Here is a 12612-nt window from a genome sequence, read left to right as displayed (position 1 = left end):
ATTGCGCCACTTTTTCAACATATGGATTGAAAAAGATGCCGTTTCCACATAGGAAACCTCTGAAGACATCTATAGTTATTCAGGGCTAATAATGAATAAGGAAGGGAAATTCATGGCATTTAAGAAACTTGTTAAAATTGGTGCTATTGCCGCTGCCGTTATGGGTACTGGCGCTGTTAACGCTCAAGAGTTCATCACAATTGGTACAGGTTCGGTAACAGGTGTTTATTACCCAACTGGTGGCGCAATCTGTAAGCTTGTGAATAAAGGCCGTAAGGAACACAATATTCGTTGTTCAGTAGAGTCCACTGGTGGTTCTATCTACAATGTCAACACAATGCGTGCTGGTGAGTTAGATTTCGGTATCGTTCAATCTGACTGGCAATATCACGGCTACAACGGCACAAGCAAATTTGAAGAGCAAGGCCCTTACAAAAAGCTTCGTGCAATGTTCTCTCTGCACACAGAACCATTCAACATTATCGCTCGCACTGACGCTGGTATCGAAAACGTAACGGACCTTAAAGGTAAGCGCGTGAACATCGGTAACCCAGGCTCTGGTGACCGTGCGACAATGGGCGTTGTTATGGATGCAATGGGCTGGACAAACGCAGACTTTAAACTGGCATCGGAGCTTAAAGGTTCAGAGCGTTCTCAAGCACTTTGTGACAACAAAATCGACGCATTCGTTTATGTGGTTGGTCATCCAAACGGTTCAATCAAAGAAGCAACAACATCATGTGATGCTAAACTAATTCCAGCAACAGGCGCACAAATCGATGAGATCGTAGCGGCTAACCCATACTATGCGTACAGCAATGTACCAGCAGGTATGTACCGTGGCACGGATCAAGACGTGAAGAGCTTTGGTGTAGCGGCAACAATGGTAACCACATCAGATGTTTCTGATGAAGTGGCTTACAACGTTGCAAAAGCAGTGTTTGAAAACTTTGACACGTTCAAACGTCTGCACCCTGCATTTGCTAACCTGAAGAAGGAAGACATGGTACAAGCAGGCCTATCTATTCCTCTTCACCCAGGTGCAGAGAAGTACTACAAAGAAGTTGGTCTTCTTAAGTAAGACGACTCCGTAGGGGAAGGCTCCCTTCCCCTACCACTTTTCTAATATGAGTATCACTCAAAACAATCAACACCAGTTAACCCAATTGGTGTGGCTATTTGGGCTCTCTTTCCAAGCCCGTCATTTTTAGAGCCTTAAGAAACACAACTAAAACCACACGTTTGCATCCATTGACTACAATGTTAAATGCGAAATATGGTTCGTTCATTTTGTTTGAAAAACACTGGACCATAAAATAATAAAGGAAAAAGTACATGACGCAGACAACACAACCGTCGCAAGATGTGCAAGAAATGGTCGCACAAGCTGACACTGGAGCAAGAAGCCCGAAAGGGATTCCCGCAAAAATACTTTGGCTTGTTCCACTATGTTGGTCGCTATTTCAACTTTGGTACGCATCCCCACTGCCGTTCATTTTTAACTTTGGCGTACTGAACGACACAGAAGCACGTTCAATTCACTTAACGTTTGCTATTTTTCTAGCGTTTACCGCTTACCCGGCAATGAAGGGGTCACCGCGAGATCGAATTCCTGCCATCGACTGGATTTTAGCACTGGCAGGTAGTTTTTCTGCTGCCTACATTTACCTCTTTTATACTCAATTAGCAGGCCGCTCGGGCGCACCAACGACAATGGACATTGTCGTTGCCTGTACGGGTATGGTTCTACTACTTGAAGCAACACGCCGTGCTTTAGGTCCACCGCTAATGGTCGTCGCTGCGGTATTCTTGTTGTATACCTTTGGCGGTCCATACATGCCGGATGTTATCGCTCACAAAGGCGCAAGCTTGAACAAAGCGATGTCACATCTGTGGCTAACAACAGAAGGTGTATTTGGTGTTGCACTTGGTGTTTCAACGTCATTTGTATTCTTATTCGTTTTATTCGGAGCCATGTTGGAGCGGGCTGGAGCCGGTGCTTACTTTATTAAAGTCGCATTTTCTCTATTAGGTCACATGCGTGGTGGTCCAGCGAAAGCCGCCGTTGTGGCATCAGGTCTGTCAGGCTTGGTTTCTGGTTCTTCCATCGCTAACGTAGTAACCACAGGTACCTTTACTATTCCTCTTATGAAGCGGGTTGGTTTCCCGGGGACGAAAGCAGGGGCTGTGGAAGTTGCCGCATCAACCAACGGTCAGCTAACGCCACCAATCATGGGTGCAGCCGCGTTCCTAATGGTTGAGTACGTGGGCATTTCATACGTTGAAGTAATCAAAGCGGCGCTACTACCTGCGCTGATTTCTTATATCGCTCTGATTTACATTGTTCACCTTGAAGCTTGCAAAGCAGGTATGACTGGTCTTCCGCGCCGCCATAATCCGACGCTAGTTCAAAGCCTTTTATCATTTACCGGCACCATTCTTGGTCTTTGTGTCATTAGTGCTGTGGTGTACTACGGCATTGGCTGGACCAAAGACGTATTTGGTGACGCTGCGACCCCAATTGTAGGTATTGTGCTCTTGCTATCTTATATCGCGTTACTGCGTGTCTCAGCTAAGTACGCGAAAGAAGGTGGTATTGAAATTGATGCAGAACTTACTGAAGTGCCAGATCCGGGTCCAACCATCAAGTCTGGTTTACATTTCCTACTGCCAATCGTGGTTTTAGTGTGGTGTTTGACTGTTGAGCGCTTCTCTCCGGGTCTATCTGCATTCTGGGCAACGGTCTTTATGATCTTCATTCTGATTACCCAGCGTCCACTAATCGCAATTATGGCGAAAACCAGTGATGTCAATGCAGAGATCAAAGCGGGTTTTGTCGATTTGGCAGAAAGCTTAGTGTCTGGTGCTCGCAACATGATTGGTATCGGAGTGGCGACAGCTGCTGCGGGTACTGTTGTAGGTGTAGTTACACTCACGGGTATCGGTCTTGTAATGACCGACTTCGTTGAGTTTATCTCGGGCGGTAGCATTATCTTGATGCTGCTATTTACCGCCATCATCTCTCTGATCCTCGGGATGGGTCTACCGACAACGGCAAACTACATTGTTGTTTCAACGCTGATGGCGCCTGTTATCGTCACATTGGGTGCGGCACACGGTTTGATCATCCCGCTGATTGCCGTTCACCTATTTGTGTTCTACTTCGGCATCTTAGCCGATGATACACCGCCAGTTGGTCTTGCTGCTTTTGCCGCAGCTGCAATTGCGAAATCCGATCCAATCCGCACCGGTATTCAAGGCTTCACCTACGATATTCGAACTGCAATTTTGCCCTTCATGTTCATCTTCAACACTCAATTGTTGATGATGGGAATTGATTCATGGTGGCACCTTGCTCTGACGGTTATCTCTGCGATTATTGCGATGCTTATTTTCTCAGCAGCCACTCAAGGTTGGTGGTTCACTAAGAACAAGTGGTGGGAAACTGTATTGCTACTCGTATTAACGTTTACCTTCTTCAGACCAGGTTTTTGGTGGGATATGGCTTTCCCTGCGAAAGTTCTTTCGCCAGGTGTTGAGATAGCTCAAGTTGTTGAGAAGCTAAATGTTGGACAATCCATCGAGCTACGTGTTGCAGGTGAAACCCTCGAAGGTAAGTACGTTGAAAAAACCGTTCGACTACCTTTCGATGATAACGCTGTCACTGCAGAAGAGCGTATCGCTTCGATGGGACTAATGCTCGATAAAGATGCTGATAAAATGATCATCGATATGGTTGAGTTTGGAAGCCCAGCAGAAGCTTCCGGTCTAGACTTTGACTGGGAAATTAAATCTATTGTGCAGGATGCCGATAGACCAATGAAAGAGTGGGTATTTGTACCTGCGCTGCTCTTGCTTCTCGCGATGGCGATGAACCAAAAGCGTCGTGCTCGTCGTGAAAACTTGAGCGCATAAAGGTATCAGGCTCTGGATTCACCTTTAACTCCAGAGTCTAAAAACCTTAATACGGAACGGATAAAACTAGCCAAGCGTATGCTTTACCCTATGCTAGTAGGGTACAAACCAAAAAGAGAAAACACATGTACAAGCAAATCCTTGTTCCTGTCGATTTAAACGATAAAGGCTTTTCAGACAAAGCTGTAGAAATCGCGGTCTGGCATGCTAAGCACTCTAATGCCGAAGTGCATTTACTAAATGTTCTGCCGGGTATCCATATGTCTATGGTGGCTACGTATTTCCCTAAAGATGCCGCCTCGCAAATGAAAAATGATGTCAAAGCGCAACTAAAATCATTTGCTGATCAGCACATCCCTGATGAAGTCGTCTATAAAGTTCATGTTGCTGAGGGTAAACCTTATGCGACTATTCTTGATTATGCGGAGCGTTTAGGCACAGACTTAATTGTTATGCCAAGTCACAAACGCTCTAAGATTGACAAGGTAGTTCTTGGCTCTGTTGCAAGTAAAGTGGTTCAGAACTCACCCATCAATGTACTGGTCGTTAAACCACAAGCAGATTAATTTCCTCGCCCCACTTTACGTGGGGCGAGTTATTTCTAGACCACTCTATTTTGCGTTTTGCCTTGTTCTACCGCTTCAATATTACTCACTAATATTTCGCAAAGCTTCTCTATGGAAGAGCGGCTTCCCCATGCGACATGCGGCGTTAAAATGAGATTGGGCAAATCCATATTCTCGACTAGAGGATTGGTTTGAGGCGCTGGCTCTTCTGTAAAGACATCCACTCCTGCTCCAGCAATGTGATTCTCCTTTAAAGCACAAACCAAATCACCTTCGTTAACCAAGCCACCACGTCCAGTATTAATCAATACTGCCGTAGACTTCATATTCGACAACGCTTCACTATCGATAAGATTGGTCGTTTCCTCGGTCAAAGGACACAATAGGGCAATGGCATCGCTCGTTTTCAAAAATCGTTCAAAAGTCACATAGCCCTCGCGGCATTGTGTTACACCTTTGCGTTCGGAGAACTGCACATTCATACCAATTGCTCTAGCAAGCGCTGCTGTCGCCTGCCCTAACGCTCCGCTACCAATAATACCTAAGGTAGAGTGCGCAATATCTTGAATAGGATGAGTGAAGAAACAAAACTTATTCTGACGTTGCCACTCACCATTGCGGATATCGTCGTGGTAAGCAGGAAGATTTCGCATCAAAGTAAATAGCAATGCAATCACATGTTCAGGCACCGATTGAGTTGCATAACCTTGGACATTGGTAACGGTAATACCGCGTTGCGCGCAGTAATCAAGTTCAACGTTATTAACCCCAGTGGCAGCCACCGCAATATGTTTTACTTGCTTGGCCTGTTCAAGAATGTCTGAACCTAAATAGACTTTATTGCTGATGACGACATCCGCATCATAAATGCGTTCTAACACTTGTTCAGGCGAGGTCGACTGATACTCGATCCATTGATGTGCGAAATTTGGAGTGGGAATCGTGATGGACGCTGGAATGGTATCACGATCTAAAAAGACAATTTTCTTGGTGGCCATGACTTCTCCTTGATGTCGTACGGCCACACATTTTATGACCGAGGCAAGGTCTTATAATCCGGTAAATCTGGCGCGGGGTCAAAATGTTGCACCACTAATGGCTCAGACACTTGATGAAAATCGCATGGCACAAAAATAGATTGTAGCTTTTCCGTTTCAGGATGGTAGAAACATAGCTCTGCCGCATGCAGTTCTAATCTATCTGAGAACATCAGCGCTTCTTCATGGGCATAGAACTCATCACCAACGATAGGATGCCCCAGTTCCAATAAATGCACTCTTAGTTGATGTGAACGTCCGGTAATAGGAAATAAGCGCACAATACTTGTCTGTTGTTCCTGTTTTACCACTTGGTAGTATGTTTGCGACGGCTTGCCATGTTCGTAGCACACTTTTTGCCTTGGACGATTCGGCCAATCACAAATAAGCGGTAAATCGATTAACCCTTCCGATTGAGCAGGTGTTCCCCAAACTCGCGCATAATAAACTTTGTGAGTAAGCCGATACTGAAACTGTTTCTTTAGAGAACGTTCCGCTTCTTTGTTTTTCGCTAGTAACATCAACCCAGAGGTCGACATGTCTAACCGATGCACGACTTGAATCTCGGGATAAACTTCAACAAGGCGGCTCCACATACTGTCATAATGCTCGGGCGCTTTCCCTGGCACAGATAACAAGCCTGAAGGTTTGTTTACCGCGAGAATATGTTCATCTTCAAATACAGTATCTATCCAAGGATCTGTTGGAGGTGTGTAGCTAAGCATGGCCATAATAATTTACCGCATCACAATGAAGTAGGACGCAGATATATGCGTCCTATTTTGTGTTATTAGTTGTGGCTGACAACGATCAGACGTAGTGAGTCCAGTTGGACTTGAGCTTTCGCGATATAGCCATCAAGCTCTTTGATTTGAGCTTCAATCGCTTCGATTTCCTCGTCACGAATATTTGGGTTTACCGCTTTTAGCGCCTGTAAGCGTTCTAGTTCACCATTCAAGCTCGCATACATCGCTTTATGCGCTTGCTTGCGAACCGCCACGACTTTCTCTTCAACCGCCTCATTACCCGATTCAATCAATCGATGAACATCGGCTTGAACAGACGTCACCAATTTACTGCCTAAATGGCGATTAACTGGGCTAAGCTGACGGTTGAAGCCTTCAAACTCAACTTGTGAAGAGAGATCGTTACCGCGAGCATCCATCATTATGCGAATCGGTGTTGGTGGTAAGAAGCGGCTAATACCACTCTGTTTAGGTGCCTGCGCATCCACAACATACACCAGCTCCAATAAGATAGTACCGACTGGAAGTGCTTTATTTTTCAGAAGCGAAACGGCACACGTACCTACGCCTTCACTCATCACGAGATCGATACCGCCCTGAATCATTGGGTGTTCCCAACTAATAAAGTTCATATCTTCACGAGAAAGCGCCGTATCACGGTCAAACGTAATGGTTGCTCCTTCATACGGTAAGCCTGGATAGCTCGGTACCATCATATGTTCAGAAGGCGTCACCACTAGGGCGTTTTCACCTTTGTCATCTTGGTTTAAACCAATGGTGTCAAACAAACTCAGTGCAAATGTGACTAGGTTGGTATCACCATCGGTAGCTGCAATTTTTTCGACAATCTCTTGCGCCGCTTCACCACCATTAGAATGCATCTCAAGTAAACGGTCACGACCTTGCTCAAGTTCATGCTTAAGCTCCTGGTTGTAATGTCTTGAGCCTTCAATCACCTCATCCAATTCAGTTATATCACCACTGGCAAGCATGTTGATGATGCTCTCTTCATAGCGGTCATACACCATACGACCCGTTGGACACGTCTCAGCAAATGCATTGAGTCCTTCATCGAACCAACGTGCCAGTATCGCTTGAGAGGTGTTCTCTAAATAAGGAACATGCACGTCAATATCACGCTTCTGACCAATACGGTCCAAACGGCCAATACGCTGTTCTAGCAAGTCTGGATTGAATGGTAAATCAAACATTACCAGTTGGTTAGCAAACTGGAAATTACGACCTTCAGAACCGATTTCACTACAAATCAATACCTGAGCACCACCTTCTTCTTGAGCGAAGTAAGCTGCCGCTTTATCGCGTTCAAGAATCGACATACCTTCGTGGAACACAGTTGCACGAATACCTTCACGTTCACGCAACGCTTGCTCAAGCTGAAGAGCGGTACTTGCACGTGACGCAATCACCAACACTTTCTCACTACGCTTTGCTGTGATCTTTTCAATCAGCCAGTTAACACGAGAATCGAACTGCCACCAGCTAGAGTCTTCACCTTCAAATTCTTGGAAAATCTCTTCAGGGTAAAGCATTTTCATCGCGCGTGCTTCTGGTGCCATCTTGCCACCAATCATGCCTGATACACGCATAGAGGTCGTGTATTGCTGCGGAATCGGCATCGGCACAAGGTTTACGTTACGCTTTGGAAAGCCTTTAATCGCGGCACGCGTATTTCGGAACAACACTCGTCCAGTACCGTGGCGATCCATTAGGTTGTCGATAAGCTCTTGACGTGCTGTGGCTTTTTCCTCATCACTGGCATTGCTTTCTAGAACGTTGAACAATGGCTCAACGTCTTGCTCAGACAATAGCTCAGTGATTTGGTTTTTCGCCTCATTGCTCAGCGCTTCTCCTGAGAACAGAGCTGTTACTGCATCGGCAACTGGCGCATATTGCTCTTCTTCTTTAACGAAGGCTTCATAATCAAAGAAACGGTCTGAATCGAGAAGGCGCAAACGTGCAAAGTGGCTTTCGCGTCCCAACTGCTCCGGTGTTGCCGTTAGCAAAAGGACACCCGGTGTCTTTTCGGCCAACGCTTCAATGACTTGGTACTGACGACTTGGATTGTCTTGGCTCCACTCAAGGTGGTGCGCTTCATCCACAACCAGCAGATCCCATTCGCCTTCCAATGCTTGTTCAAAACGTTTACGACTCTTACGTAAAAAGTCCAAAGAGCATAGGACAAACTGTTGAGTATCAAACGGGTTATCCGCCTCTGCGTATGCTTCAATGCAGCGTTCTTCATCAAAAATAGAGAAATGCAGATTGAAACGACGCATCATCTCTACCAACCATTGATGCTGTAGTGTCTCTGGCACCACAATCAAAACACGTTGAGCACGACCGGATAGCACTTGCTGGTGAATGATCATACCTGCTTCAATGGTTTTACCGAGACCAACTTCATCAGCCAGCAATACACGTGGCGCATAACGACGACCCACTTCATGAGCAATAAAGAGCTGATGAGGAATCAAGCCTGCACGCATGCCACAAAGACCGCGCATTGGACTTTTGTGTTGTTCGTATTGATTGCTTAGTGCACGATAGCGCAGTACAAAGTTATCCATTCGGTCGATTTGACCTGCAAACAATTTGTCTTGCGGCTTGTTAAAACGAATTTGATGGCTCAAGAAGATCTCGCGTAATGCAACGCCCTGCTCTTCTGTATCTTGACGTGTGCCGACATACGTTAATACGCCTTGGTCTTCGAGCACTTCTTCAACCAGAAGCGTCCAACCTTCTTGGCTATCTATGACATCGCCAACATTAAAGATAACTCGGGTGACTGGCGCATCACTGCGTGCGTACACACGGTTTTCTTCTGATGCTGCAAACATAAGAGACACTGTTCTCGCATCCAATGCGACGACCGTACCTAAACCTAAATCACTTTCCGTATCGCTAATCCAGCGCTGCCCTAAAGCAAATGTCATAGAGAGACTACCTCAACTCGTATCGATATCTTTTGGTCATTCAAACGGTAACTCAGTCGAAAACTAAGCTCAAAACCCCGCCCAAATAATAGTAGGTGATAGAGCAAATATTGCTCATTTTCACCCTAGGGTGAAAGGTCGCTAATCTTACTTGAAGGCGTGATGCAGGTCACGCCAATTACAAGGAAATCCTAAGTTTTTTTTGCATTGTCGTGGCTGACATCAAACTGCAAAAAAATAGTGGCAAATGTAAAGACCAAAGTGAGTTTTTTCACTTATACTCAAATTGTAAACGTTAATAACATGTTACCAAAGAACCATGTTTTAATCGGATACAAGGGTATCAGGTTCAATCAGACTCACCATCGATTGAACATAGCAAGGTTGACTCACTAAGATAGGAAATCCGAGCCAGCATTGACCCCAGTCTGACTCGTTCCACATCCGAGTTAACCGCAAAGGACAAGCGCCAGTTGCGGCAAGGAGACTCTATGGGCGATACCGACCGTAAATTTTTCGTTCTCGACACCAACATTCTTCTCCACGAACCCCACGCCATTTTTTCGTTCAAAGAACACGACGTCGTCATTCCCATGACCGTACTTGAAGAGCTCGACCGCATTAAGGACAGCAAACGCGATGTTGCTCGTGATGCGCGCGTCGCAATTAGAGCTCTTGAAGATATCTTTAAAGAAGCGACGCCTGATGAAATTTCTGAAGGGATTCCCTTCTCTCACCAAATGGAAGCAACAGGAACCATTTCAATATTGGCAGACTATGTGCTGCAAGAAACAGTCAAAGCCTTCGCCGACAAGGAAGGCGACAACCGGATTCTCAATGCGGTGCTCTACTTGCAAAACAAACGCTCCCCTCGAGAAGTCGTTTTAGTCACTAAAGACATCAACATGCGCTTAAGAGCTAAAGGAGCAGGCGTTCGCTTTGTTGAAGACTATCGTACTGATCAGCTAATCGATGATGTGCAGTACCTCACAAAAGGTTTTCAAAAATCTGAAGGAGCGTTTTGGGAACATATTGACGAGGTGGAAACCAAAACCCTCGCCAACAAGACGTATCACACTTTCGACAGAGCCGCGATTGACCCAACGTTTATCAATCAATACTTGATCGATGATAGTAGTGATTTTGCGGGACGAGTGGCCGACATTGATAGTGATAAAGTGACAATTCGAGATCTCAGCCAAGAACGCCTTCTGTGTCGACAAGCATGGGATATTCGCCCTAAGAATATCTACCAAGGCATGGCCATGGATGCTTTACTCGACCCTGATATCGATTTAGTGATTCTCACAGGTGCCGCTGGTAGTGGTAAGACGCTACTCGCTATGGCTGCAGCGCTAGAGATGACGATAGAGAGAGGTATGTTCGATAAGATCATCGTCACCCGAAATACACCAGATATTGGCGAGTCCATCGGCTTTCTTCCGGGTACTGAGGAAGAAAAAATGATGCCTTGGTTGGCGGCCATTACCGATACACTCGAAGCGCTACACAAAAACGATCACTGCACTGAGGGCTCACTGAAATACATCTGTGATAAAGCGAACATTCAGTTCAAATCTATTAACTTCATGCGCGGACGTTCGATCCAAAATGCGTTTGTTTTACTCGATGAGTGCCAGAACTTAACGGCCTCTCAGATTAAAACCATTATTACTCGTTGTGGTGAAGGGACTAAGATTGTCTGCTCAGGTAACTTAGCACAAATTGATTCCCCGTACTTAACGCCAGTAACATCAGGGTTAACGTATATGGTTGAGCGCTTTAAGAACTTCGGAGGCAGTGCCAACATTCACTTAAATGGTGTGGTAAGAAGTAGATTAGCCGAATTTGCAGAGGAAAATTTGTAAGTGGCTGCGACGTCATCCCCTTGAAAAGGGGATGACGGCAGTTCGTGATTTATATACGTGAACTTAGTCAGTACCGCCGACAGTTAGTGCATCTAACTTCAAGCTTGGCTGACCAACACCAACTGGCACACTTTGTCCGGCCTTACCACAGACGCCTACACCGCGGTCGATACTCAGGTCATTACCCACCATAGAGACCTGCTGCATCGCTTCGATACCAGAGCCAATTAGCGTCGCACCTTTCACTGGTGCAGTAATCTTACCGTCTTCGATGAGATACGCTTCTGACGCTGAGAACACAAATTTGCCAGAGGTAATATCAACCTGACCACCACCAAAGTTTGGTGCATAAAGACCTTTCTTCACGGTAGAGATAATTTCTTCTGGAGAGTGCTCACCCGGTAGCATATAAGTATTGGTCATACGAGGCATAGGTAAGTGGGCATAGGATTCACGACGGGCGTTACCCGTTGGGTTTACACCCATTAGACGCGCATTAAGCTTGTCTTGCATGTAACCTTTCAGAGTGCCATTTTCAATCAGCGTGTTGTACTGTCCATGAACACCCTCATCGTCCACGTTAAGCGAGCCACGAAGGTCTTGTAGTGTTCCATCATCAACAATCGTGCACAGGTTTGATGTGACTTGCTGACCTAGCTTACCAGAGAATACTGATGACTCTTTACGGTTAAAATCACCCTCTAGACCATGGCCCACGGCTTCGTGTAACAGTACTCCCGGCCAACCAGAACCTAGTACCACTGGCATAGTACCAGCAGGTGCGTCAATCGCTTCCAGATTGACTAGCGCTTGGCGAATGGCTTCATCGGCATAGTTGTAAGCGACTTGTTGACCTTCTTCTGTTGAGAGGAAGAAATCGTAACCATAGCGACCACCACCGCCGGCACTACCACGCTCACGACGTTCGCCTTTCTGTGCTAATACACTGATAGATAAACGCACCAATGGACGCACGTCACCAGCGAAGGTTCCATCAGTCGCCGCCACGAGCATTTGCTCATAGACGCCGCTTAAGCTGACAGAGACTTCTTTAACTAAAGGCTCTTTAGTACGAATGTAGGCATCAAGCTGCTTTAGCAGTTCAGTTTTTTGTTGTTTTTCCCAACTTTCTAATGGGTTAACCGCAGCATAGTAAGCTTGATTATCACGACGAGTAAGTGCGTTAACTTGCGCGCTTTGACCTTGTTGCGCAATGCCTCTTGCCGCTACTGCACTTTGCTTCAGACCATCTAGTGTGATTTGGTCTGAATAAGCAAAACCCGTTTTTTCGCCAGCAACCGCTCTAACGCCAACCCCGCGGTCGATATTAAATGAACCGTCCTTGATGATGCTGTCTTCAAGCACTAGAGATTCGTGCCAGCTGGATTGAAAATAGATATCCGCATAGTCAATCTGGCGAGTTGCAATGCTCGCAAGCGTAGCTTCAATATCTTGCTCAGACAGACCTGTAGGTCCTAATAGCGCGTCTTCTATGCGTTCCATATGATTACTCTTTATAGAAATAT

At 45.9% G+C, this 12612-nt stretch carries 8 protein-coding genes; 4 read left to right on the top strand and 4 right to left on the bottom strand.

Translation table 11 applies throughout. The features are described from left to right. Window positions 1-112 precede the first annotated feature (112 nt). From AWH66_RS04905 to AWH66_RS04895, 3 genes are all read left to right on the top strand, one after another. Entirely contained in the window at window positions 113-1081 is a 969-nt protein-coding gene (locus AWH66_RS04905) for a TAXI family TRAP transporter solute-binding subunit (protein ID WP_063605933.1), read from the top strand. Between the two features lie 254 nt (window positions 1082-1335). Further along, the gene (locus tag AWH66_RS04900) at window positions 1336-3915 is read left to right on the top strand and encodes a TRAP transporter permease (protein WP_063605932.1); all 2580 of its coding nucleotides are present in this window, start codon (window positions 1336-1338) and stop codon (window positions 3913-3915) included. A 125-nt stretch (window positions 3916-4040) separates the two neighbouring features. Further along, the gene (locus tag AWH66_RS04895) at window positions 4041-4481 is read left to right on the top strand and encodes a universal stress protein (RefSeq protein ID WP_063605931.1); all 441 of its coding nucleotides are present in this window, start codon (window positions 4041-4043) and stop codon (window positions 4479-4481) included. A gap of 35 nt (window positions 4482-4516) precedes the next feature. On the opposite strand, the gene AWH66_RS04890 is transcribed toward AWH66_RS04895, so the two are convergent. From AWH66_RS04890 to rapA, 3 genes are read right to left on the bottom strand one after another with little or no spacing between them, the layout of a single operon-like run. Continuing rightward, window positions 4517-5479, bottom strand: coding sequence for a D-2-hydroxyacid dehydrogenase (locus AWH66_RS04890; protein WP_063605930.1), 963 nt, complete (start codon window positions 5477-5479; stop codon window positions 4517-4519). Between the two features lie 32 nt (window positions 5480-5511). Beyond that, complete coding sequence (gene rluA, locus AWH66_RS04885; RefSeq protein ID WP_063605929.1) at window positions 5512-6249, bottom strand: bifunctional tRNA pseudouridine(32) synthase/23S rRNA pseudouridine(746) synthase RluA; 738 nt, start codon at window positions 6247-6249, stop codon at window positions 5512-5514. A 59-nt stretch (window positions 6250-6308) separates the two neighbouring features. After that, entirely contained in the window at window positions 6309-9218 is a 2910-nt protein-coding gene (rapA, locus tag AWH66_RS04880; RefSeq protein WP_063605928.1) for an RNA polymerase-associated protein RapA, read from the bottom strand. Window positions 9219-9709: 491 nt separating this feature from the next. Here rapA and AWH66_RS04875 point away from each other — a divergent pair, with 491 nt between their 5' ends. Further along, on the top strand, window positions 9710-11086 hold the full coding sequence (locus AWH66_RS04875) for a PhoH family protein (RefSeq protein WP_038229151.1): 1377 nt from the start codon (window positions 9710-9712) through the stop codon (window positions 11084-11086). Window positions 11087-11149: 63 nt separating this feature from the next. Here AWH66_RS04875 and tldD read toward each other — a convergent pair whose 3' ends face one another. Beyond that, window positions 11150-12589: a metalloprotease TldD gene (gene tldD / locus AWH66_RS04870; protein WP_063605927.1), complete on the bottom strand. Its 1440-nt coding sequence runs from the start codon at window positions 12587-12589 to the stop codon at window positions 11150-11152. Window positions 12590-12612: the final 23 nt, after the last annotated feature.

This window comes from Vibrio barjaei, assembly GCF_001639065.2.
Classification (GTDB): Bacteria; Pseudomonadota; Gammaproteobacteria; order Enterobacterales; family Vibrionaceae; genus Vibrio; species Vibrio barjaei.
Note: the sequence above shows the minus strand (reverse complement) of the source record. Positions and strands in the feature narration are given on the sequence as shown.